Origin of the sequence: Hydrogenophaga sp. H7 (genome assembly GCF_002025745.1) — a bacterium.
GTDB lineage: Bacteria > Pseudomonadota > Gammaproteobacteria > Burkholderiales > Burkholderiaceae_C > Hydrogenophaga > Hydrogenophaga pseudoflava.
In genome coordinates, this window is sequence record NZ_MCIC01000001.1 from 410,918 (window position 1) to 434,630 (window position 23,713).

Here is a 23,713-nt window from a genome sequence, read left to right on the forward strand (position 1 = left end):
TCCGCCCGGGGTCACGACCGGCGGCAGGCGCTCTGGCGCCCGGCTTCCTACAATCGACCCATGATTGCCCGCGAACCCACCCTGGCCCGACTGGCCACCGCCGAAAGCCTGTTGCTCACCCCCTACGGCCTGAGCATGTCCCACCTGCAGCGTGCGCTGGGCGAGATGACCTCGCACGGCGTCGACGACGCCGACCTCTACTTCCAGACCACGCGCAGCGAGGGCTGGAGCCTGGAGGAGGGCATCGTCAAGACCGGCAGCTTCAGCATCGACCAAGGTGTCGGCGTGCGCGCCGTCAGCGGCGAGAAGACCGCTTTCGCCTATTCCGACGACCTGTCCTGGGACTCGCTGCTGGACGCGGCGCACACGGTCCGCTCGATTTCCGGCCAGGGTCAGAGCCGCAAGGTCCGTGTGCCAGCCGCCAAGACTTCGAAGTCGCGTTCGCTTTATCCAGGGCTCGACCCGATCGGCACGCTCGACAGCGCGGCCAAGATCGCCCTGCTGGAAAAGGTGGAGAAGCTGGCCAAGGCGCGTGACCCGCGCGTGGTGCAGGTGATGGCCGGGCTGGCCGCCGAGCACGACGTGGTGCTGATCGCGCGCGCCGACGGCACGGTGGCGGCCGATGTGCGTCCGCTGGTGCGGCTGTCGGTGACGGTGATCGCGGAACAGAAGGGGCGCCGCGAGATGGGCAGCTCGGGCGGCGGTGGCCGCTTCGGTCTGGCCTACTTCGACGACGCTGTGGTGAGCGGCTACGTGGACGAGGCGGTGCAGTCGGCGCTGACCAACCTGGATGCCCGCCCGGCGCCGGCCGGCGAGATGACGGTGGTGCTCGGCCCGGGCTGGCCCGGTGTGCTGCTGCACGAGGCCGTGGGTCACGGGTTGGAGGGCGACTTCAACCGCAAGGGCTCCAGCGCGTTCAGCGGCCGCATCGGCCAGCGCGTGGCAGCCAAGGGCGTGACGGTGCTGGACGACGGCACCATTGCCGACCGCCGCGGCTCGCTCAACGTCGACGATGAGGGCCACACCACACAGAAGAACGTGCTGATTGAGGACGGCATCCTCAAGGGTTACATCCAGGATGCGATGAACGCGCGCCTGATGGGCGTCAAGCCCACCGGCAACGGCCGCCGCGAAAGCTACGCCCATGTGCCCATGCCGCGCATGACCAACACCTACATGCTGGGTGGCGACAAGAGCCCGGACGAGATCGTGGCGTCGATCAAGAAGGGCCTGTACGCCACCAACTTCGGGGGCGGCCAGGTGGACATCACCAGCGGCAAGTTCGTCTTTTCCGCCAGCCAGGCGTACTGGGTCGAGAACGGAAAGATCCAGTACCCGGTCAAGGGGGCGACCCTGGTCGGCAGTGGCCCCGAGTCGCTCAAGAAGATCAGCATGATTGGCAACGACATGCGTCTGGACAGTGGCGTCGGCACCTGCGGCAAGGAAGGCCAGAGCGTGCCGGTGGGGGTTGGCCAACCCACGCTGCGCATCGATGGTCTGACCGTCGGCGGGACCGCCTGACCCGGTTTGTAAGACGCTTGTCAAAACCGCTGTGATACAGTCGTCAGCCATGCAAACCCGCGCCGCCATCTTTTTTGGCTTTTACTTTTGGTTCTCTGTCCCCGGCGGACGAGAGGCAAGGGTGTAAGCGCGCCAAGAAACCCAGAACCTCCGAAACCGCCGGGCCTCCAGCCCGGCGGTTTTTTTTCACCTGTTCACTTTCCAACCCTGCGAGGAGCTTTCGATGAACGCCAAGAACACGACCACCAGCGATGCCTGGTATGCGCGGCCTGCCGACAAGACCAGCCAGACCGACGACCAGCGCATCAAGGACATCACCGTGCTCCCGCCGCCCGAACACCTCATCCGCTTCTTCCCCATCGCCGGCACGCCGGTTGAAACCCTCATCAAGCAGACCCGCAGCCGCATCCACGACATCCTGCACGGCAAGGACGACCGCCTGCTGGTCATCATCGGTCCCTGCTCGATCCACGACCCGGCCGCCGCGCTCGACTACGCCCGCCGCCTCAAGCCGCTGCGCGAGAAGTACGCCGACACGCTGGAAATAGTGATGCGCGTCTACTTCGAGAAGCCGCGCACGACGGTGGGCTGGAAGGGGCTGATCAACGATCCCTACCTCGACGAGAGCTACCGCATCGACGAAGGCCTGCGCATCGCGCGCCAACTGCTCATCGAGATCAACCGCCAGGGCCTACCGGCCGGCAGCGAGTTCCTGGACGTGATCAGCCCGCAGTACATCGGTGACCTGATCGCCTGGGGTGCCATCGGTGCGCGCACCACCGAAAGCCAGGTGCACCGCGAGCTGGCCTCGGGCCTGTCGGCACCGATCGGCTTCAAGAACGGCACCGACGGCAACATCAAGATCGCGACAGATGCCATCCAGGCCGCGGCGCGCGGCCACCACTTCCTTTCGGTGCACAAGAACGGCCAGGTCGCCATCGTGCAGACCAACGGCAACAAGGACTGCCACGTCATTCTGCGCGGAGGCAAGACGCCGAACTACGACGCCGCCAGTGTCGCTGCAGCGGTCAAGGAGCTGGAGGCCGCCAAGCTGACGCCGCGCCTGATGGTCGACTGCAGCCATGCCAACAGCAGCAAGCAGCACGAGAAGCAACTGGAGGTGGCGCGCGACATCGGTCAGCAGATGGCCGCTGGCAGCAAGAGCGTGTTCGGCGTCATGATCGAAAGCCACATCGAGGCCGGTGCCCAGAAGTTCACACCGGGCAAGGACGACGTGAACAAACTGGCCTACGGCCAGAGCATCACCGACGCCTGCCTCGGCTGGGGCGACTCGGTGCAGGCACTGGAAATCCTCTCCCAGGCGGTGGTCCGCCGGCGGACCGTGCGCTGACCGGCCGTTCGTCGCGTAGCTCGCAGATCCTTGTCGCGAACGGGTGCGCCCACCCCTGGGGACAATGGTCTAATGCGAGCAGTTGGTGATGCGCATCGTGGGTGCCGCAGGGGGTGTGTTTGGAGCAGCCGGTTCTGGGTCTGGGATTGTTGGGTTTTTCCGACGCAGCGGGACTGCGCCTGCAGGCTTGGGCGGCCCAGACGCCTGCCGGCTGGCCCGAATGGCGCACCTGCGATCCGCATCTGGCCGACGCCTGGATGATCGCTGGCGATGCCGTCAATGTGCTTGGTCGCGATGAACTGGTGATCCGTCATCCCCACGGCAGCGGTGAGCGCCTGACCCTCAACCGTGCCGAAGTCGACCGACCGCTGGCGTTCGCCATTCCCTTGCCCGAGGGTTTTGCGTCGGCAGAGTTCTTCGAGGCCGACAGTGAAGGCAGCGTGCGCCAGCGCCTGCAGCGTTTCGAGGCCTGGCTGCGTCCCCTGCGCACGCAGTTCGCCCTAGGCGCACGCATATACGACCACATGGACCAGATGCGTTCCGGTGGTGTGGTCCACCTCTCGGCGGGTGACCGGCTGCTGGCGGTCATCGACATTCAACGCTGGCAGGCGTCCCTGCTGATTCCGGCCCGGCCGATCGATCTGGCGATGGCCGAATGGACCTTCGGCGCCAAGCTGTCGCTGGAGGTGCCACCATCGTTCATCCGCCTTCCGCTGCACCGCGTGATGTGGAACTACGCGGTGCGAACCCGGCGCGATGTGTTGCCCCACCGGTACCGCGAGCAGAGTCTGTACCTGCGCCGGGTGCCGCGCCTGCCGGCGCACTGGTTCGGCGAGTTTCACCTGGTGCTGATGCGCGAACTGATGGACCGGCCGGCCACGTTCGCCCAGCTGCGCGAGCGAACCTCGTCGTCGGATCCGGACCTGGCGCGCCATCTGGCAGCGCTGTACCACGGCGGTGCGCTGACGACCGATGTGGACAGCGCCCGCCGGGCCGAAAGAGACAACCGGCGCTCAATGGTGGCACTGCGGTTTGACCATCTCGACGCTGACCTTTCCTCGCGTCAGCACAATCCAGAGTCGGTGGTGCCGTCCAGCCTCTTGCGACAGGCGGTTCATTCGCCACTGCGTGTGTCGACGGGCGCACAATAACAATGTAAGAGGGGGGTCCGGTTTGCGGACCGCCGTGTTCATCCCTAGCCGTCAGGAGTATTCCCATGCGCAGCCAAGTCACCGTGACCTGGGGCGAACCCGCCACCTACCGCTTCGACCTTGAAGAGGTGCAACCCATGCCGCACGACCAGGCGCGCGCCTGGCTGGACCAGCAGTTCACGGCGTTCGACTGCGAGCCCATCCGCCTGACCGGCAAGGTGCTGACAGCCGACAAGGTGCTCGGCGTGGCGCTGGCGGCTGGCCAGGACCGCTTCCGCGATGCGGCGCACCGGGACTGGGCGATGGAGTTTGCGCGCGCCAGCAGCGCTGCCCTGGCCAAGCCGACCGTGACGGTCGACCTGGCCACCATGTCGGTCGGTTACTGAGTCGTCGGACCCAGGGCGGTGAGCAGGCGGGTGTGAACACCGCCAAAGCCGCCGTTGCTCATGCAGACGATGTGGTCGCCGACCCTGGCGGCCGAGACCACTTGCCGCACCAGTTCGTCGATGGTCGCAGCGACCGAGGCGCGTGCGCCCATCGGCACCAGTGCCTCGCGCGCATCCCAGTCCAGCCCGCCCGAGTGGCAGAACGCCAGGTCCGCTGACTCCAGGCTCCAGGGCAGTTGCGACTTCATCGTGCCCAGCTTCATGGTGTTGCTGCGCGGCTCGAACACCGCCAGGATGCGCCCGCCCGACGGGCCCAGACGCCGGCGCAGTCCGTCCAGCGTGGTGCGGATGGCGGTGGGGTGGTGGGCGAAGTCATCGTAGATGGTGATGGCGCCGCCTTCACGGGCCACCGTGCCGCGGACCTCCATGCGCCGGCGCACGTTCTGGAAGTGGCCCAATGCCTTCGCCGCATCGGCGGGCGACACCCCCACGTGCTGGGCCGCGGCAATGGCTGCGAGCGCGTTCATCTGGTTGTGCTCGCCAGTGAGTGCCCACTCTACGCGAGCCACTGTCTGGCCACGTTCAAGCACGTCGAACGCGTGGGGTTCGCCTACCGCACTGAAGTCGCTGACGGCGGCGCCGAAGCTGCGCACCTCGCTCCAGTGCCCCATGTGGAGCACCCGGTCCAGGCTTTCTTCAAGGCCGTTGACCACCAGCCGACCGCTGCCGGGCACCGTGCGTACCAGGTGGTGGAACTGCCGCTCGATCGCGGCCAGGTTGTCGAAGATGTCGGCGTGGTCAAACTCGAGGTTGTTCAGGACAGCCGTGCGCGGGCGGTAGTGGACGAATTTGCTGCGTTTGTCGAAGAAGGCGGTGTCGTATTCGTCTGCCTCAATCACGAAGGTCTTGCCTGCGCCCAGGCGTGCGGACACGCCAAAGTTCATAGGCACGCCTCCCACCAGGAAACCGGGTTGCAGGCCGCTGGCTTCCAGCACCCAGGCCAGCATCGAGGTGGTGGTGGTCTTGCCGTGGGTGCCGGCGACCGCCAGCACATGGCGCCCTTGCAGCACGTGCTCTGCCAGCCACTGGGGGCCGCTGGTGTAGGGGGCTCCCGCTTCCAAGATGGCTTCCATCAGTGGGAATTTCGGGCTGCCGTCGGCCAGTCGGGCGCGGCTGACCACGTTGCCGACCACGTACATGTCCGGGGCCAGGTCCATCTGGTCGGCAGAGAACCCCTCGATCAGGTCGATGCCCAGCGCGCGCAGCTGGTCGCTCATCGGAGGATAGACCCCGGCGTCGCAGCCGGTGACGCGGTGTCCGGCTTCGCGTGCGAGTGCGGCCAGGCCGCCCATGAATGTGCCGCAAATGCCCAGGATATGAATGTGCATCCAGCCATTCTAGGGGGCACCCATGCACAATCCCCGTCCATGGACAGCTTCCGCACCGACACGTCCGCCGAGATCGCCTCGGTGGCAGCGCGCCTGGTGGTCGACGAGGGCCTGGAATACGCGACAGCCAAGCGGCGTGCGGCCAGGCAGCTCGGCCTTTCCCCCTCGCGCACCCCTTGGCCCGACAACCAAGCCGTGGAGGAAGCGGTGCGCGAACACATCGCGATCTTCTGCGCCGACACCCAGCCGGTCGAGCTGCGGGCGCTGCGGGAGCTGGCACTGGTGTGGATGGAGCGGCTGGCCGCGTTCAGGCCGCATCTGTGCGGTGCGGTCTGGCACGGGACCGCCACCCGCCACAGCGACATCTATGTGCAGCTGTACTGCGACGATCCGAAATCTGCCGAGTGGGCGCTGCTGGACCAGCGGGTCGAGTACCACCCGGGGACGGCGGCCAGCGATGCGCAAGGTGATCCGGTCGAGGCCCTCACGCTGAGGTTGCGCTGCGAGGCACTGGGACAGTGGGTGCTCTTGCACCTGCTGGTGCTGGACCACGACGCCTTGCGCGGCGCGCTCAGGCCGGACGCGCAGGGGCGGCGCCCCAGGGGCGATGCACAGGAGGTGCGCGCCTTGCTGGCCGCAGACTCCGGTTCCCAGAGGGCAGCAGCATGAACCGGCGGACCTTGTTGATGGGGGGGCTGGGCGCGGCGGCTGCGGCGGCCGGTGCGGGCGTGGCCTGGTGGCGGCTGCGCCCGGGGCCGGTGCTCGGTGAGGCCGAAAACCAGTTCTGGGCGAGCGCGTTTCCTGATGTGTTGGGCGCTCCGGTGTCCATGGCGGGCTTCAGGGGGCGCCCCTTGCTCGTGAATTTCTGGGCCACCTGGTGTCCGCCCTGTGTGGAGGAACTGCCGCTCATCAACACCTTCTACCGGGAGCACTCGGGCCGCGGCTGGCAGGTGCTGGGGCTGGCTGTGGATCAGGCCGCTCCGGTGTCGCGGTTTCTGGCGCGGTTGCCGCTGGACTTTCCCGTGGCGCTGGCTGGCTTCGCCGGTTCCGACATGGCCCGAAGCCTGGGCAACCCCAGCGGGGCCTTGCCTTTCAGCGTGGTGTTTGGCGTGGACGGGGCTGTGCTGCATCGCAAGCTGGGCAAAGTCAGTGCCGAAGAGTTGGCACAGTGGGCTCTTCTGGTCTGAGTCCGCTACCGGACGGGCGGTGCCCGTCACACGTTGCGAACAGAATTAAAAAGCGGTTAAAGTCCCGCCAACTTTGACCAGTTTGCGGGCCTGTCGCGGCCCGCCACCCGCTTCTTCGGGTGTGACGAGCGGCAGCTCCGGTGTGTTCCGCCTCGTGTACACTGCGCACCCCGGCAAGGCGGCAGTGCTTCGTTTGATCGAAAATAAGCGAAGTTTGACCAACTTGACTGCAATTCGTTGGAGAAATCATGGATCTTAGGAAATTGAAGACACTGATCGACCTGGTGTCCGAGTCGAACGTGTCCGAGCTGGAAATCACCGAAGCCGAAGGCAAGGTGAGGATCGTCAAGAGTGCTCCAGCGGCCGCAGTGGCCCAGGTTGTCGCCGCAGCGCCTGTGGCAGCGGTCGCGGCTCCCGTGGTGCAGGCAGTGGCCGATGCCGCGTCTGCAGCAACTCCTGCCGCCGCACCGGCAGTGGTCGGGCACACGGTCAAATCGCCCATGGTGGGCACCTTCTACCGAGCGTCCAGCCCGGGTGCCAAGCCGTTTGCCGAGATCGGGCAGGCCATCAAGGAAGGCGAGACCATCTGCATCGTCGAGGCCATGAAGATCCTCAACGAGATCGAGGCCGACAAGAGCGGCACCATCACGCAGATCCTGGTCGAGAACGGCCAGGCGGTGGAATACGGCCAGCCGCTGTTCATCATCGAGTAAGGGGATCCTCGCCCCATGTTCAAGAAAATCCTCATCGCCAACCGCGGCGAAATCGCCCTGCGTGTGCAGCGTGCCTGCCGCGAGATGGGCATCAAGGCCGTGATGGTGTATTCCGAGGCCGATCGAGACGCCAAGTACGTCCGGCTGGCCGACGAGGCGGTCTGCATCGGCCCGGCGCCATCGGGTCAGAGCTACCTCAGCATGCCGGCCATCATCTCGGCCGCCGAGGTCACGGACGCAGAAGCGATCCACCCCGGCTACGGCTTCCTGTCGGAGAACGCCGATTTCGCCGAGCGCGTTGAGCGCAGCGGCTTCACCTTCATCGGCCCGACCCCCGAGTCCATCCGCATCATGGGCGACAAGGTCTCGGCCAAGCAGGCCATGATCCGCGCTGGCGTACCCTGCGTGCCGGGGTCCGAAGGCGCGCTGCCTGACGACCCGGCCGTGATCAAGAAGACCGCCAAGGCGGTGGGCTACCCGGTGATCATCAAGGCCGCGGGCGGCGGTGGTGGTCGCGGCATGCGCGTGGTGCACACCGAGGCGGCGCTGCTGCACGCAGTGCAGACCACCAAGGCGGAAGCCGCGGCGGCCTTCGGCAACCCCGAGGTGTACATGGAGAAGTTCCTCCAGAACCCCCGGCATATCGAGATCCAGGTGCTGGCCGACACGCACCGCAACGCGGTCTATCTGGGCGAGCGCGACTGCTCTATGCAGCGCCGCCACCAGAAAGTGATTGAGGAAGCGCCGGCGCCGGGTATTCCACGCCGCCTGATCGAAAAGATCGGCGACCGCTGCGCGGCGGCCTGCAAGAAGATCGGCTACCGCGGTGCGGGCACCTTCGAGTTCCTGTACGAAAACGGAGAGTTTTATTTCATTGAGATGAACACCCGTGTGCAGGTGGAGCACCCGGTGACCGAGTGGATTTCGGGTGTGGACATCGTGCGCACCCAGATCGCGGTCGCAGCCGGCGAGAAGCTGCCGTTCACGCAGCGCCAGATCCAGCTCAAAGGCCACGCCATCGAGTGCCGCGTCAACGCGGAAGACCCCTACAAGTTCACCCCGTCGCCCGGGCGCATCACCACCTGGCACATGCCTGGCGGGCCGGGTGTGCGCGTGGACTCGCATGCGTACACCAACTACTTCGTGCCGCCCAACTACGACTCGATGATCGGCAAGATCATCGTGCACGGCGATACGCGCGAACAGGCGCTGGCGCGCATGCGCACCGCCTTGTCCGAGTGTGTGGTCGAAGGCATCAAGACCAACATCCCGCTGCACCGCGAGCTGATGGTCGACGCCAGCTTCGTGGCCGGCGGCACCAACATCCACTACCTCGAAGAGTGGCTGTCGCAGCGTGAGCGCTGACGTGTCCGGTGGCTCGCTGTACGAACTGGTGCTGCTGGTGCCCGAGGCCGGTGTCGAGCCGGTCGGTGATGCCTTGGTGGCGCTGGACGCGCTGAGCGTCTCGGTCGAGGACGCCGATGCGCTGACCCCGGCCGAGCAGGCGCTGTTCGGTGAACCCGGCATGCCGCCACCCAAAGAAGGCTGGAACCGCTCGCGCGTGGTGGCGCTGTTTCCGGACGAGGCGGCGGCGCGCGAGGCGGCGGAGTTGCTGCTGCCGCAAGACTTCTTCGAGGGCTCGCAGGTGATGGGCGTGCGCGCCGTGGTGGACCAGGACTGGGTGCGCCTGACCCAATCGCAGTTCGATCCGGTCGAGATCACCCCGACCTTCTGGATCGTGCCGACCTGGCACGAACCGCCTGCAGCGGCACAGGAAGTGATCCGGCTCGACCCTGGCCTGGCCTTCGGCACGGGCACCCACCCGACCACCCGCATGTGCCTGCGCTGGATCGCTGCCCATGCGCCGCGGGGTCAGCGCGTGCTCGACTACGGTTGCGGCTCAGGCATCCTGGCCATCGGCGCGGCCAAGTTCGGCGCCGAACCCATCGTGGCGGTCGACATCGATCCGGCCGCCGTCGAGTCCACACGGCTCAACGCCGATGCCAACGGCGTGGTTCTGCGCACCGGCTTGCCCGATGCGGTCGACGGGCACTTCGATGTCGTGCTGGCCAACATCCTGGCCACACCGCTCAAGGTGCTTGCACCCCTGCTGTGCGAACGCGTGAAGGCGGGTGGTCATCTGGTGCTGGCCGGCATTCTGGCCCGGCAGGAGGACGAGTTGCGGGAGGCCTATGCGCCCTGGGTGCAGCTGCGCGTGAGCGACGAGGAAGACGGCTGGATTCTCATGACCGCCCGCAAGGCGTGAAGCGTTCCTGCCGCCGGGCGTGATGCGGGTGCCTGCAATAATTGCCGCATGAGTTTCACCACCCGCTGTCCGGCTTGCGGAACGACCTTCCGGATCGTTCCCGACCAGCTCAAGATATCCGACGGCTGGGTGCGTTGCGGGCATTGTTCCGATGTGTTCGATGCCACGCTGTTCCTGGAGGGAGACCCGGTGGCTGTATCCGCACCGGTGCAAGCCCCTTCCGTCGTCGCCGCCTCGCCGCCTCCAGTCCCTGTGGCGCACGATGACGCGGATGAGGAATGGCTGCTGCACTCGAAGCCATCGACCGACGAGCTGCCGTCAGGGCCGGGCCCGGCAAATGCCGACGACGGGTTTTCCGACGAGTTGCGCCGGTTCGCAGCGCAGGCCAAAGACGATGTCCAGGCTTCGGAAGTCTCCGTCGCACCCCCGGCTCCTGAGCCAACGTCTACCGAAGAGGCGGCTGCGACGGACGTGAGTCCGCCTCCTGCGCGCCCTCCGGTGGCGGCAACACAGCCACCGCCGGTGGCGGCGGAACCGGTGCGGGATGACGATGTGCCCGTGCTGACGGAACCCAGCTTCGTTCGGCAGGCCCGGCGGAAGGCTTTCTGGCAGTCCTCGGGGGTGCGCGTGTCCCTGGTGGCGGTGTGCTTCGTGCTGCTGGCCGGGCTGGTGGCTCAGTGGGCCGTGCACGACCGGGACCGGCTGGCGGCCCGGTATCCGTTCAGCGCGCCCCTGCTGGCGATGCTGTGCCGGCCTCTGGACTGCAGCATCGGTCCGGCCCGCGAGATCGAGGCGGTGCTCATCGACAGCTCCAACCTGGTGCGTCGCCTGGGCAACTTCTATTCATTCGACCTGGTGCTCAAGAACAGTGCCGCGCTGCCGCTGGCGGTGCCCGCGCTCGAACTGAGCCTGACCGATACCCGGGACAACGTGATCGTCCGGCGGGTGTTTCTTCCGGCCGAGCTGCCGGGAGCACCAGAGGTGTTGCCGGCGCAAGGTGTGGTCTCCATGAGCCTGCGGCTGTCCATCGCTGACAGCGGTGTGTCTTCCATGACGGGCTACCGTGCCCTGGTGTTCTATCCCTGATTCCTTTTTCTTTTCATCATGTCCATCCTCATCTGCGGCTCCCTGGCGTTCGACACCATCATGACCTTCGAGGGGCGTTTCGCCGAGCAGATCCTGCCCAGCCAGCTGCACATCCTCAATGTGTCCTTCCTGGTGCCCGGCATGCGCCGGGAGTTCGGCGGCTGTGCCGGCAACATTGCGTATGGGCTGCGGCAACTGGGGTCTGATGCGGTGCCGCTGGCCATGGTCGGCAACGATGCGCAGGACTACCTGTCGCGGCTGCAGGGCCTGGGTGTGGACACGCGCTTCATCGGCACGACGGCGGACAACTACACCGCGCAGGCGATGATCATGACCGACCGCGACAACAACCAGATCACGGCGTTCCACCCCGGCGCCATGTCGCAGGCCCATGAAAACCGTGTGCCCGTTGACGCCGGCATCCGCCTGGCGATCGTGGCACCGGATGGCAGGGACGCCATGCTGGAGCATGCGCAACAGCTGCACGACGCGGGCATTCCCTTTGTGTTCGACCCCGGTCAGGGCCTCCCGATGTTCAACGGCGACGAACTGCGCCACTTCGTATCGATGGCCAGCTGGGTGGCGGTCAACGACTACGAAGGCAAGATGCTCAGCGATCGCACGGGCCTGAGCCTCTCGGAGATCGCTGGCCAGGTTCAGGGGCTGGTCGTGACGCTGGCCGAGCACGGCTGTGATGTGTATGCAGAGGGGCGCCAGACCCGGGTGGCTGGTGTGTCTGCGAGTGCGGTGGTGGACCCGACCGGTTGCGGTGATGCGTTCCGTGCCGCGCTGCTGCACGGGCTGTCGCAAGGTTGGTCGCTGGAGCGTTGTGCGGAACTGGGCAACCGCCTGGGGGCCACCAAGATCGCCAGCAGGGGTGGCCAGAACTACACGCTCTGACTGGGCGCGGCAATGAAAAAGCCCGGCGTTTTCACGCCGGGCTTGTCAATCATCCCGGAGGATGAATCAGGGCTTGCTGGACGTGGGGAACGGCCAGGCAGCCTGAGGGTTCAGCTTGGTTTGCGCTGCAGGGGCCGCAGGGGCTGCCGGCTTCTTGGCCGGCTCAGCTTTTTTTGCGGGGGCTGCCTTTTTGACAGCGGCCTTCTTGGGGGCAGCGGCTTTCTTGGCCGGAGCAGCGGCCTTCTTCGGCGCAGCAGCCTTCTTGGCCGGAGCGGCGGCCTTCTTAGGCGCAGCAGCCTTCTTGGCCGGAGCGGCCTTCTTCGGCGCAGCAGCCTTCTTGGCCGGAGCGGCCTTCTTCGGTGCAGCAGCCTTCTTGGCCGGAGCGGCCTTCTTCGGTGCAGCAGCCTTCTTGGCCGGAGCGGCGGCCTTCTTCGGTGCAGCAGCCTTCTTGGCCGGAGCGGCCTTCTTCGGTGCAGCAGCCTTCTTGGCCGGAGCGGCGGCCTTCTTCGGTGCAGCAGCCTTCTTGGCCGGAGCGGCCTTCTTCGGTGCAGCGGCCTTCTTGGCCGGAGCAGCGGCCTTCTTCACAGCGGCCTTTTTGGCCGGGGCTTTTTTCGCAGTTGCCATTGTTTTCTCCTTGATCAAGTTGCAAAGAGCACTTCGCGCGGCAAATCTCCGCGGAAGTGATTCAGGGACCTGGCGCCGTGGATGCATCCACGAAAGGCGCCAAGGCCTTGAATCTTGTGACAAAGCCCTGCCCCGGACGCTGGAACGTCTGGGGCAGGGCTTTGTGGTTCGGTGAGCATGGGATGAGGCATCAGTCCCAGGACAGCGCTCCGCCGGACTGGTATTCGATGACGCGGGTCTCGAAGAAATTGCGTTCCTTCTTGAGATCGATCATCTCGCTCATCCAGGGGAACGGGTTCTCTTCGTTCGGGAACAGCGGCTCCAGGCCGATCTGCGTGGCACGGCGGTTGGCGATGTAGCGAAGGTAGCCCTTGAACATGGAGGCGTTGAGCCCGAGCACGCCGCGCGGCATGGTGTCTTCGGCGTACTGGTATTCCAGGTCCACGGCCTTGAGGAACAGCTCCTTGATCTCGGCCTTGAACTGCGGTGTCCACAGCATCGGGTTCTCGAGCTTGATCGCGTTGATCAGGTCGATGCCGAAGTTGCAGTGCATGGACTCGTCGCGCAGGATGTACTGGTACTGCTCGGCGGCACCGGTCATCTTGTTCTGCCGGCCCAGCGCCAGGATCTGGGTGAAGCCGACGTAGAAGAACAGGCCTTCCATCAGGCAGGCGAACACGATCAGGCTCTTGAGCAGGGTCTGGTCGGCCTCGGGCGTGCCGGTCTTGAAGTTCGGGTCCATGATCGCGTCGATGAACGGGATCAGGAACTCGTCCTTGTTGCGGATCGACGGCACCTCGTGATACGCGTTGAAGATCTCGCCTTCGTCCAGGCCCAGGCTCTCCACGATGTACTGGTAGGCGTGGGTGTGGATGGCTTCTTCGAATGCCTGGCGCAGCAGGAACTGGCGGCACTCGGGCGCGGTGATGTGACGGTAGGTGCCCAGCGTGATGTTGTTGGCGGCCAGCGAATCGGCGGTGACGAAGAAACCGAGGTTGCGCTTGACGATGCGGCGCTCGTCTTCGGTCAGGCCGTTGGGATCTTTCCAGAGCGCGATGTCGCGGCTCATGTTCACTTCCTGCGGCATCCAATGGTTGGCGCAGGTGGCGAGGTATTTTTCCCAGGCCCACTTGTACTTGAACGGCACCAGCTGGTTGACGTCGGTCTGGCCGTTGATGATGCGTTTGTCTGCCACGTTCACGCGGCGTTGCTCGCTGCTGTGTGCGGCGGAGGAAGAAGCGGGGGAGGACACTGCAGCTTGCGCACCCGATGAGGTGGGTGGCAATGTTTGAAGAGCGGGCTTCGAGGAGGGAGTGACTTGTTCGTCCCAGGTCAGCATGGTTGTGTCCAATTCAGCGGATTATCGAAGTGTCGGCATGAAATGCAAAGGACTCATGCGCGCGATGAATGTTTTGTGTTGCGGTGTCGCATCGAAAAAGCACACGGTGCGACACCTTCATCACGCGCATGAGCGCAGGCATCACTGGCAGGCTTCGCAGCCCGGGTCGTCGATCGCGCAGAACTTGATGTCGGTCGCGGGCTCGGAGGCCATTGCTGCCGCAGGTGCCGCGCTCATCGCAGGCTCGCCACCATGGGCCGACACCGCGTTGAGCTGGCCGGTGCGACCGGTGGATTTTTCAGCGTGCGTGGCCGAGGTGGTGCGCAGGTAGTAGGTGGTCTTGAGACCGCGCAGCCAGGCGAGCTTGTAGGTCTCGTCGAGCTTCTTGCCCGAGGCGCCGGCCATGTAGATGTTCAGGCTCTGCGCCTGGTCGATCCACTTCTGGCGGCGTGCGGCGGCTTCCACCAGCCACGTCGGCTCCACCTCGAACGCGGTGGCGTAGAGCGCCTTCACGTCCTGCGGCACACGGTCGATGGGGCGCAGCGAACCGTCGAAGTGCTTGAGGTCCATGACCATCACGTCGTCCCACAGACCGAGGCGCTTGAGGTCCTTGACCAGGTAGCTGTTGATGACGGTGAACTCGCCCGACAGGTTGGACTTGACCGACAGGTTGCCGAAGCAGGGCTCGATGGACGCGTCTACGCCAATGATGTTGGAGATGGTGGCGGTGGGCGCGATGGCCACGCAGTTGGAGTTGCGCATGCCGTCCTGCGCGATCTTCTTGCGCAGCGCGTCCCAGTCCAGGCTGGCCGAGCGGTCCACGTCCACATAGCCGCCGCGCTCGCGCGCCAGCAGGTCCAGCGTGTCGGGCGGCAGGATGCCCTGGTCCCACAGCGAGCCGCGGTAGCTGCTGTAGCGGCCGCGCTCGCGTGCCAGCTCGGTCGAGGCCCAGTAGGCGTAGTAGCAGATCGCTTCCATCGAACGGTCGGCGAAGTCGACCGCCTCGTTGGAGGCGTAGGGAATGCGCAGTTCGTACAGTGCGTCCTGGAAGCCCATCAGGCCCAGGCCGACCGGGCGGTGGCGCAGGTTGGAGTCGCGCGCCTTCTTGACCGCGTAGTAGTTGATGTCGATCACGTTGTCGAGCATGCGCATCGCCGTGTTGATCGTCTTCTGCAGCTTGGCGTGGTCGAGCTGGCCGTTGCTGAGGTGGCGGTGCAGGTTGACCGAGCCGAGGTTGCAGACGGCGGTCTCGGTGTCGCTGGTGTTGAGCGTGATCTCGGTGCAGAGGTTGGAGCTGTGCACCACGCCGGCGTGCTGCTGCGGGCTGCGCACGTTGCAGGCGTCCTTGTAGGTGATCCAGGGATGGCCGGTCTCGAACAGCATCGAGAGCATCTTGCGCCACAGGTCGGTGGCCGAGACCTTCTTGTAGGGCTTGATCTCGCCGCGGGCAGCCTTCTCCTCGTAGGCCAGGTAGGCCTTCTCGAAGTCGGCGCCGAACAGGTCGTGCAGGTCGGGCACGTTGTTGGGCGAGAACAGGCTCCACTCGCCCTTTTCCATCACGCGCTTCATGAACAGGTCGGGAATCCAGTTCGCCGTGTTCATGTCGTGGGTGCGGCGGCGGTCGTCGCCGGTGTTCTTGCGCAGCTCCAGGAATTCTTCGATGTCCAGGTGCCAGGTTTCCAGGTAGGTGCAGACCGCGCCCTTGCGCTTGCCGCCCTGGTTCACCGCGACGGCGGTGTCGTTGACCACCTTCAGGAACGGCACCACGCCTTGCGATTCGCCGTTGGTGCCCTTGATGTGGGCACCCAGGGCGCGCACACGGGTCCAGTCGTTGCCCAGGCCGCCGGCGAATTTGGACAGGAGGGCGTTCTCCTTGATCGATTCGTAGATGCCGTCGAGATCGTCGGGCACGGTCGTCAGGTAGCAGCTGGAGAGCTGCGAGCGCAGCGTGCCGGCATTGAACAGCGTGGGTGTGGACGACATGAAGTCGAACGAGGACAGCACCTCGTAGAACTCGATGGCGCGGGCTTCGCGGTCGATCTCGTTGAGCGCCAGGCCCATGGCCACGCGCATGAAGAAGGTCTGCGGCAGCTCGATGCGGCTCTTGCGCACGTGCAGGAAGTAGCGGTCGTACAGGGTCTGCAGGCCGAGGTAGTCGAACTGCAGGTCGCGCTCGGGCTTGAGCGCGGCGCCCAGGCGTGCCAGGTCGAACTGCAGCAGCTTCTCGTCCAGCAGCTCGTTCTGCACGCCCTTCTTGATCGCCTGCGGGAAGTAGTCGGCGTAGCGCTCACCCATCTGTGCGGCGGGCACCTCTTCGCCCAGCACTTCCTTGACCACGGTGTGCAGCAGCAGGCGCGCGGTGGCGTAGGTGTAGTCCGGGTCCTTTTCGATCAGGGTGCGCGCGGCCAGGATGGCGGCCTTGTAGACCTCCTCGATCGGCACGCCGTCGTACAGGTTGCGTTTGGTCTCCGCGACGATGGGATCGGCCTTGACGTCCTGGCCCAGGTTGGCGCAGGCGGCCTCAATCAGGCCCTGCAGGCGCGCAATGTCCAGCGGCACACGCTGGCCGCCATCCATCACATGCAGCGTGGCTTCGGCGGGCTTGGCCGCTTCGGCCTGATGGGCGCGTTCCTGTGCCCGGCGCTCGCGGTACAGAACGTAGGCGCGGGCGACCTCGTGGTGGCCACCGCGCATCAGGCCCAGTTCGACATGGTCCTGCACGTCCTCGATGTGGAAGGTGCCGCCGCCGGGGCGCGAGCGCATCAGTGCGCGCACCACCGTCTGGGTCAGCGCGTCCACGGTCTCGCGCACGCTGGCCGACGCCGCGCCCTGGGTGCCGTGCACTGCCAGGAAGGCCTTCATCATGGCCACCGCGATCTTGCTCGGCTCGAACGGCACGACCGCGCCGTTGCGACGGATGATCTGGTACTGGGTCAGCACGGAGGCGCCAGCGGGCTCGGTGGTGGAGCCGGTGCTGCCGGTGGGCATGTGGGGGGTGTTCGGGGAGGCTGTGGGCGTGGCGGTCAGCATGGTTCCTCTTTCGTTTGTGTTGTGGCGCCGAAGGTTCGGCTGGTGCGGCGCACACTATATCTGGTGTCTGGTGGTGGTTCAAGCCACTACCGGTAGTGTTTTAATAAAAAGTGCATGCTGGTTTTCGTCTGGCAAAAAGCCATCGGAAAGGCAGTGCGTTCAGGCCTGGTGTGGTGCGGCGCCGGTGCGTGGCTTGGACTCAGGAACCGAGCGCCGACGCGCATTTCGTGCGGATTCCGCGCGGAAATCCGCGTGTTTGCTGGCGATGCGCGGAGGGGCGCCGGTCAGGCTGTGGAGGCGTCCGGATCGAATGTGGCGATCACACATTCGGGAAAGCACCGATGATCCCAGGCCAGTCCGCGCTGCAGCCGTGCCCAGTCGAAGCCGGACCCCGGGTCGAGTTTGCGACCGGGGGCGATGTGCTCGTGGCCGGCGATGTGGGTGATCGGGTAGCGGTCGGCCAGCTGCCGGCACAGGTCGGCCAGCGCGCGGTATTGCGCGTCCTCGAAGGTCTGGCCTTCGAGTCCCTCCAGCTCGATGCCGATCGAGTCGTCGTTGCAGCGCTCGCGGCCGCGCCAGCACGACACCCCCGCGTGCCAGGCGCGCCGGTCCGCGTCCACGAACTGCACCACCTGCCCGTCGCGGCGTACAAAAAAATGGGCCGAAACCTCCAGCCCACGGATCTGCTCGAAATAGGGGTGGGCCGACCAGTCAAGCCGGTTGGTGAACAGCCATTCGACTTCCGGCCCGCCGTACTGCCCGGGTGGCAGGCTGATCGAATGCAGCACGATGAGGTCGACGACGGCGCCCGCGGGGCGGTCGTTGGCGTTGGGCGAGAGCACCTGCCGCGCGGTGCGCAGCCAGCCCCCCGACCAGTCGCCGGTGTCAGGTGGTGCTGTCGTCATCGTCGGACGGCATGGTGATGCCCAGGCGCTGGATGCGGTAGCGGATCTGCCGCAGGTTGAGCCCCAGGCGGTTGGCCGCGGCCGTGCGGTTGTAGTCGCATTCCTTGAGCGCCATGAGCAGGACCTGTCGCTCCTGCTCGTCCAGGTAACTCTGCAGATCGTCGGGGATGGTGTCGGGCTGGGTGGTGGGCGGCTCGGTGGACTCCACCGGCTCGCTGGGCGGCCGGGTGGCCGTGAAGCCGGCGTCCACATCGCCCGGGTCCGCGAAGTCCTGCGCTTGCAGATGGCTGCCGGAGCTCAGCGCGAGCGCGCGCTGCAGCAGGTTCTCCAGCTCGCGGACGTTGCCCGGCAGCTCGCGCGCCTGCAGCCAGGCGAGGGCATCGGCAGTGAGGGTGGGGATAGGCTGGCCGGATTCGCTGCAGATGCGCTGCAGCAGGGCATCGACCAGCCCAGGCAGGTCTTCCCGCCGTTCCCGCAGCGGTGGTGTGCGCAGGCCGATCACGTTGAGCCGGTAGAACAGGTCCTGCCGGAATTCACCGTCCCGGACCAGGGCCGCGAGGTCCTTGTGGGTGGCGCTGACCAGCCGCACGTCGACCGCTTCCTCCTGCACACCGCCCAGCGGACGCACGCGCCGCTCCTGGATCACACGCAGCAGCTTGGCCTGCATGCCCAGCGGCAGGTCGCCGATTTCGTCGAGGAACAGGGTACCGCCGCGGGCCGCCTGGAAGTAGCCTTCCCGGTCGTGGCTGGCACCGGTGTAGGCGCCTTTGCGCGCGCCGAAGAACTCGGCCTCGATGAGGTTGTCCGGGATCGCCCCGCAGTTGACGGCCACGAACGGTCCGTCGGAGCGGTGGCTGCACTCGTGCACAGCCCGCGCCACCAGTTCCTTGCCGGTGCCCGATTCGCCCAAGATCAGCACCGGGGCCATGCTGGTCGCCACTTTTTCGATGCGCTGACGGATCTGCTGCATGGTCGCCGATGCGCCGACGATGCGCCGCAGCGCCTGCACGCCGGCCGGCGGCGGGGGAGCGCTGCGCGGGGGGTCGTTCACCGTGCCGCGGCGCGGCGCGCCGGCCGCCGGATGGCGCTGGCTGTGCAGGGCGGCCTGCACCGCGGCGCGCAGCTGCTTGAGGTCCACCGGCTTGGTCAGGTAGTCGAAAGCCCCGCTCTTGAGCGCCTCGACCGCGTTTTCGGCCGACCCGTAGGCCGTGATCACGATGGTCTTTTCGGTGCGCTGCTGCTCGCCCAGTTCGCGCAGCAGCTCCAGGCCCAGGCCGTCGGGCAGGCGCATGTCGGAGATCAGCACATCGAAGCGCCGCTGGCCCAGCCACTCCCGGGCCTGGGCGAGGTCGGGCGCCGACACGACCTCATGGCCTTCGCGCAACAGGGTGAGTTCGTACAGGGTGCGCAGGTCCGGTTCGTCGTCGACGACCAGCACACAGGCGGTGGAGGAGGCGGACATGGGCACTCAGAGCGTGGACAGGGACGGTGGTCCGTTGGTGGACGGGCGCGAGGGTGGGGGCACCGAGTCCCCCGGAGGATAGGTCAGGCTCTGCTGGACCGGGGCCCGCACGCCGCCCTGCAGGGTGGGGACCAGGATGTAGAACTCGTTGCCCTCCTTCTGGTCGAGCCGGCTGCGCTGGTAGGCGATCTGCGCGCCGTAGCGCTCGCACAGCTCCCGGCAGATGTACAGGCCCAGTCCGCTGGACCGGCTCTCGGAAGAAAAGAAGGGTTCGAACAGGTGCTTGAGCACGCCAGGCTCCAGCGGCGCGCTGTCGCTCCACACCGAGATGCGCACCCGGTCCGACCCGCTGGGCTGCGTGATCACCCGCACCGATGAGGGGCGCCGGCTGGCGTGGCGCAGGGCGTTGTCCAGCAGGTTGATCAGCAGGCGCCTCAGGTGTTCGGGGTCGAACGCGATGTGCGCGCCTGGCGCGTGCGGGTGCACACCCAGAACGCCCTGCGCCTGCGCCCCGCGGTTCCATTCATGGGTGATGTAGCGCACCGTCTGGTCCAGGGGCAGGGCCGGCGCCGTCTCGCCCTGGCTGGGCTGCGCACGGGCCACATTGAGGATGTCGTCCACGATCTTGGCCAGGCGCTGCGCGTTCTGGTCGATCATGCGCGTCAGCCGCTTCTGCCCCGCTTCGGTGACTTCTTCGTCCAGCAGCGCATTGGCCTGCGTGATCGCCGACAGCGGGTTGCGGATCTCGTGCGCCACCGCGGCCGACATGCGACCCATGGAGGCCAGCTTCTCGGTGCGCACGCGCGCCTCGACCTCGCGCAGGTCTTCCAGGAACAGCACGCAGAGCTCGATGGGGCGCGCGCTCTGGGCGCTGGTCAGCCGCGTGCGCGCGAACAGGCGGTGGGTGGTGAGTTCGTCCAGGTCCACCCGGACCTCGGATTCGAGCTCCTGGCCCCGCAGGAAGGTCTGGTCCACCAGCCGCGCCAGCTCTTCCCAGCCGGCGCGCGCCGACAGCAGCAGCTTGGCGGCATGGGGGTAGGCCTCGCCCATGAGCATGCCCTGCGCCGCGGGATTGGCATTGCGCACCACGCCATGGCGGTCGACCACCAGCACCCCTTCGCTCAGGCTCTCGATGATCAGTTCGTTGACCTGGGCCTGTGCGCGGGCCGCGGCCTGGCTGCTGCGGGCGCGGGCCTCCTCGCGCGCCAGCCGCTGCGCCAGCTGGCTGGCCAGGATGGCGACCAGGAAAAAGCCGGTGCCCGTCAATCCAGACTGCAGGAAGCGCGAAGTCGACACCTCGCTGAGCAGCGGGGCGCTGATCGCCGCTTCGCCCAGCAGGTACAGCGTCACCACGGCGGCGGTGGCCAGTGCCAGGGTCATGGAGCCCAGGATGGCCGCCATCAGCACGGGCAAGGCGAACAGCGGCGTGTAGTTGATGCCGGCCTGCTCGAAGTACTGCAGCACGCCGAAGGCGGCCAGGTCGACCCCGATGGTCAGCAGCCATTGAACACCCAAGGCCTGTCCCGGGGCCGGAGGGCGGGTAGAGAACAGCACGGCCAGCGCCGCACTCAGGTGCAGCGCGCACACCGCCACCAGCCACGATGGCCCGGCGCCCGGGCTGCTCAGCAGAAACACCTGCAGCGCCAGCAGCACGAAGGCGATGAGCACCCGGGCCCGCATGAAAGCGCGCCACAGGCGCACATAGGCCCGCACCTGGTGGTGGCGGTCCTGCGCGCTGTTGCCGGCTTCCAGCGTGGAAAACCAGGAAGGGGCGAACTGGGAGGACGGTTCCTTGGGCATGTCAGGGCGGTGGCCGCGTGTCGCGCATTACCGCACCGAGGCCTCGTGCTGGCGGCGGTGTTCTGCGCAGCAGTACCGGCCCCGGGTGCCCTGCACGACCTCTGCTTCGGGCACATGGGTGCCGCACTGGGTGCAGGCGATCATGGCCACCGGGCCGCGCGGTGCCCTGGGCTTGGGCGTGTCGTCGCGTTCATCGGTCTGGCGGTTGTTGCGCCAGATCCAGAAGGCGAACAGCAGCACCAGCAGGACAAGCAGGTATTTCATCGGGTCACCCGGCGCGCTGCAGCACCACTTCGAGCACGAAACGCGAGCCGGCATAACCCAGCAGCAGGAATCCGGCCCCCAGGTAGAGCATGCGGATGGCCACCCGGCCGCGCCAGCCCAGCCGCCAGCGCCCGAGCAGCAGCACGCCCATGGTCAGCCAGGCCAGCGCCGAGAAGGCTGTTTTGTGGTTCCACACCCAGCGCTGGTTGAGCAGCTCGGAGAACCAGGCACCCACCAGCAGGGTCGCGGTGAGCAGCACGAAGCCCGCGGCCACGAAACGGAAGGTCAGCCGTTCCAGCGTCAGCAGCGGCATGGCGGTGTCGCCCGTGTCGCCCATGCGCATCGCCTTGTCGGCCCGCTGCATCAGCCAGGCGTGCACCACCGCGGCGGCGATGAGGCCATAGGACGCGATGCCCAGCGCCCAGTGCAGCGGCATCCAGCTCGAGGGCAGGGCGTGGTATTGAGAGCCGGGGAAAAACAGTGCCAGCAGCACGGCCAGGGTGCCCAGCACGGCCAGCGTCCAGCGGGCCTTGAGCTGGGGGTACATGCGGCTCTCGATCAGGTAGACCGTGAGCACCAGCCAGGCCGTCACCGACAGCGCAGGGGCGAACCCGAACCGCGCCGGCGTTTCCAGCAGCGCCGTGCCGAGCACGAACAGGTGCAGAACCCACGCGGTGGCGAGCACGTTGCGGGTCTGCCGCTCGCTCAGCCGGGGATGCGCCCAGGCCAGAAAGGCATACGCCAGTGCCGCCACCGCCGACAGCAGCGCCGCAGGCGGGTTGGAGGTGAGGGCTGGCAGGAAGGTCATGGCGGGGGAATGGAGGCCGGTGGCCAGTGGGCGGGCGGCTAAAATCGCCACTGGAGTTTAAAGCGTCTTGGCCGTGCGAACCGCCGGTTCCGCCACGCGACCGGGCCCTGGCGCCCCGCCGCCACCACCCCCACTTCCTCACCGCACCATGGCCTCAGCCCTTTCCGACCGCCTGTCACGCATCGTCAAGGAAATGCGGGGCCAGGCCCGCATCACCGAGAGCAACGTCACCGACATGCTGCGCGAGGTGCGCATGGCCCTGCTCGAGGCCGACGTGGCGCTGCCGGTGGTGCGCGACTTCATCGCCCGCGTGAAGGAAAAGGCGCTGGGCCAGGACGTGGTGGGTTCGCTCACACCCGGCCAGGTGCTGGTCAGCGTGGTCAACCGCGAGCTGGCGGCCACCATGGGCGACGGCGTGTCGGACATCAACCTGGCGGCCCAACCGCCCGCGGTGATCCTCATGGCCGGTCTGCAGGGCGCGGGCAAGACGACCACCACCGCCAAGCTGGCCAAGCACCTGATCGAGAAGCGCAAGAAGAAGGTGCTGACGGTCTCGGGCGACGTCTACCGCCCGGCCGCCATTGAACAGCTGAAGACGGTGACGGCGCAGGCCGGGGCCGAGTGGTTCCCGAGTTCACCCGACCAGAAGCCGCTGGACATCGCCCGCGCCGCGCTCGACTACGCGAAGAAGCACTATGTCGACGTGCTGCTGGTCGACACGGCCGGCCGCCTGGCCATCGACGAAGCGCTGATGCGCGAGATCCAGGAACTGCACGGCGCGCTCAACCCCGTCGAAACCCTGTTCGTGGTCGACGCCATGCAGGGCCAGGACGCGGTCAACACGGCCAAGGCCTTCAAGGACGCGCTGCCGCTGACCGGCATCATCCTGACCAAGATGGACGGCGACTCGCGCGGTGGCGCGGCGCTGTCGGTGCGTCAGGTCACGGGTGCGCCGATCAAGTTCGCCGGTGTGAGCGAGAAGATCGACGGCCTGGAGGTGTTCGACGCCGAGCGCCACGCCGGCCGCATCCTGGGCATGGGCGACATCGTGGCCCTGGTCGAGCAGGTCACCGCCGGCGTGGACATGGCGGCAGCGCAGAAGCTGGCGGCCAAGGTCAAGAGCGGTGGCGACTTCGACCTCAACGACTTTCTCGACCAGTTGCGGCAGATGAAGCAGATGGGTGGCCTGTCCAGCCTGATGGACAAGCTGCCCGGCAACCTGGCCGCCAAGGCCAGCGAGGCCGACCTGAGCCGCGCCGAGAAGGACATCAAGCGCAAGGAAGGCATCATCTGCAGCATGACGCCTAAGGAGCGCAGCAAGCCGGACCTCATCAAGGCCACGCGCAAGCGCCGCATCGCCGCCGGTGCCGGCGTGCACGTCCAGGAAGTCAACCGCCTGCTCAAGGAGTTCGAGCAGATGCAGGGCATGATGAAAAAGATGAAGGGCGGCGGTCTGATGAAGATGATGAAGCGCATGGGCGGCATGAAGGGCATGCCCAAGCTGCCCGGCATGGGTTGACCGAAGTCAAGCG

21 protein-coding genes are annotated in these 23,713 nt (G+C 66.7%); 12 read left to right on the forward strand and 9 right to left on the reverse strand.

The features are described from left to right. Positions 1-60: 60 nt before the first annotated feature. The 4 genes from tldD to BC358_RS02000 all read left to right on the forward strand — a co-directional run bounded on the left by tldD (position 61) and on the right by BC358_RS02000 (position 4,409). Positions 61-1,521 (forward strand): metalloprotease TldD, encoded by a 1,461-nt coding sequence (gene tldD, locus BC358_RS01985; RefSeq protein WP_066153473.1) that lies wholly within the window; start codon positions 61-63, stop codon positions 1,519-1,521. Between the two features lie 223 nt (positions 1,522-1,744). Then, entirely contained in the window at positions 1,745-2,872 is a 1,128-nt protein-coding gene (locus BC358_RS01990) for a 3-deoxy-7-phosphoheptulonate synthase (protein WP_066153470.1), read from the forward strand. Positions 2,873-2,991: 119 nt separating this feature from the next. Beyond that, a complete protein-coding gene (locus tag BC358_RS01995; protein ID WP_143434138.1) occupies positions 2,992-4,023 on the forward strand; it encodes a hypothetical protein in 1,032 nt (343 codons plus the stop codon). A 65-nt stretch (positions 4,024-4,088) separates the two neighbouring features. Next, positions 4,089-4,409, forward strand: a complete 321-nt coding sequence (locus tag BC358_RS02000; protein WP_079364453.1) for a hypothetical protein — start codon at positions 4,089-4,091, stop codon at positions 4,407-4,409. On the opposite strand, the gene mpl is transcribed toward BC358_RS02000, so the two are convergent. Next, on the reverse strand, positions 4,403-5,797 hold the full coding sequence (gene mpl / locus BC358_RS02005; protein WP_079364454.1) for a UDP-N-acetylmuramate:L-alanyl-gamma-D-glutamyl-meso-diaminopimelate ligase: 1,395 nt from the start codon (positions 5,795-5,797) through the stop codon (positions 4,403-4,405). The two genes, BC358_RS02000 and mpl, sit on opposite strands and share 7 nt — an antisense overlap. Positions 5,798-5,836: 39 nt before the next feature. On the opposite strand from mpl, the gene BC358_RS02010 reads away from it, so the two are divergent. The 7 genes from BC358_RS02010 to BC358_RS02040 all read left to right on the forward strand — a co-directional run bounded on the left by BC358_RS02010 (position 5,837) and on the right by BC358_RS02040 (position 11,949). After that, positions 5,837-6,466, forward strand: a complete 630-nt coding sequence (locus tag BC358_RS02010) for a hypothetical protein (RefSeq protein WP_079364455.1) — start codon at positions 5,837-5,839, stop codon at positions 6,464-6,466. After that, the gene (locus tag BC358_RS02015; RefSeq protein WP_079364456.1) at positions 6,463-6,984 is read left to right on the forward strand and encodes a TlpA disulfide reductase family protein; all 522 of its coding nucleotides are present in this window, start codon (positions 6,463-6,465) and stop codon (positions 6,982-6,984) included. Before BC358_RS02010 ends, BC358_RS02015 begins: the two co-directional genes overlap by 4 nt. 248 nt (positions 6,985-7,232) lie before the next feature. Then, positions 7,233-7,697, forward strand: coding sequence for an acetyl-CoA carboxylase biotin carboxyl carrier protein (gene accB / locus BC358_RS02020; RefSeq protein WP_079364457.1), 465 nt, complete (start codon positions 7,233-7,235; stop codon positions 7,695-7,697). 15 nt (positions 7,698-7,712) lie between these two features. Continuing rightward, positions 7,713-9,062, forward strand: a complete 1,350-nt coding sequence (gene accC, locus BC358_RS02025; RefSeq protein ID WP_066153451.1) for an acetyl-CoA carboxylase biotin carboxylase subunit — start codon at positions 7,713-7,715, stop codon at positions 9,060-9,062. Between the two features lie 16 nt (positions 9,063-9,078). Continuing rightward, the gene (gene prmA / locus BC358_RS02030; RefSeq protein WP_079364753.1) at positions 9,079-9,963 is read left to right on the forward strand and encodes a 50S ribosomal protein L11 methyltransferase; all 885 of its coding nucleotides are present in this window, start codon (positions 9,079-9,081) and stop codon (positions 9,961-9,963) included. Positions 9,964-10,011: 48 nt separating this feature from the next. Further along, a complete protein-coding gene (locus BC358_RS22050; RefSeq protein ID WP_079364458.1) occupies positions 10,012-11,049 on the forward strand; it encodes a zinc-ribbon and DUF3426 domain-containing protein in 1,038 nt (345 codons plus the stop codon). Positions 11,050-11,067: 18 nt separating this feature from the next. Continuing rightward, positions 11,068-11,949, forward strand: coding sequence for a carbohydrate kinase family protein (locus BC358_RS02040; protein WP_066153445.1), 882 nt, complete (start codon positions 11,068-11,070; stop codon positions 11,947-11,949). 66 nt (positions 11,950-12,015) lie between these two features. Here the strand turns inward: BC358_RS02040 and BC358_RS02045 are convergent, their stop codons facing one another. From BC358_RS02045 to BC358_RS02080, 8 genes are all read right to left on the reverse strand, one after another. Beyond that, on the reverse strand, positions 12,016-12,660 hold the full coding sequence (locus BC358_RS02045; protein ID WP_373270125.1) for a histone H1: 645 nt from the start codon (positions 12,658-12,660) through the stop codon (positions 12,016-12,018). A gap of 103 nt (positions 12,661-12,763) precedes the next feature. Further along, complete coding sequence (locus tag BC358_RS02050; RefSeq protein ID WP_079364460.1) at positions 12,764-13,912, reverse strand: ribonucleotide-diphosphate reductase subunit beta; 1,149 nt, start codon at positions 13,910-13,912, stop codon at positions 12,764-12,766. A 141-nt stretch (positions 13,913-14,053) separates the two neighbouring features. Further along, entirely contained in the window at positions 14,054-16,900 is a 2,847-nt protein-coding gene (locus BC358_RS02055) for a ribonucleoside-diphosphate reductase subunit alpha (RefSeq protein WP_256861400.1), read from the reverse strand. Between the two features lie 326 nt (positions 16,901-17,226). Then, the gene (ampD, locus tag BC358_RS02060; protein WP_079364462.1) at positions 17,227-17,847 is read right to left on the reverse strand and encodes a 1,6-anhydro-N-acetylmuramyl-L-alanine amidase AmpD; all 621 of its coding nucleotides are present in this window, start codon (positions 17,845-17,847) and stop codon (positions 17,227-17,229) included. After that, the gene (locus BC358_RS02065; protein WP_079364463.1) at positions 17,828-19,309 is read right to left on the reverse strand and encodes a sigma-54 dependent transcriptional regulator; all 1,482 of its coding nucleotides are present in this window, start codon (positions 19,307-19,309) and stop codon (positions 17,828-17,830) included. The genes ampD and BC358_RS02065 overlap by 20 nt, the downstream gene beginning before the upstream one ends. Positions 19,310-19,315: 6 nt before the next feature. Next, a complete protein-coding gene (locus tag BC358_RS02070) occupies positions 19,316-21,109 on the reverse strand; it encodes a PAS domain-containing sensor histidine kinase (RefSeq protein WP_079364464.1) in 1,794 nt (597 codons plus the stop codon). Positions 21,110-21,136: 27 nt separating this feature from the next. Further along, entirely contained in the window at positions 21,137-21,373 is a 237-nt protein-coding gene (locus BC358_RS02075; protein WP_079364465.1) for a PP0621 family protein, read from the reverse strand. A 4-nt stretch (positions 21,374-21,377) separates the two neighbouring features. Next, positions 21,378-22,181 carry an inner membrane protein YpjD gene (locus BC358_RS02080; RefSeq protein WP_079364466.1) on the reverse strand — a complete coding sequence of 268 codons (804 nt, stop codon included), beginning with the start codon at positions 22,179-22,181 and terminating at the stop codon, positions 21,378-21,380. Positions 22,182-22,329: 148 nt separating this feature from the next. Here BC358_RS02080 and ffh point away from each other — a divergent pair, with 148 nt between their 5' ends. After that, positions 22,330-23,700, forward strand: a complete 1,371-nt coding sequence (ffh, locus tag BC358_RS02085; RefSeq protein ID WP_066158836.1) for a signal recognition particle protein — start codon at positions 22,330-22,332, stop codon at positions 23,698-23,700. The last annotated feature ends 13 nt before the right edge of the window (positions 23,701-23,713 follow it).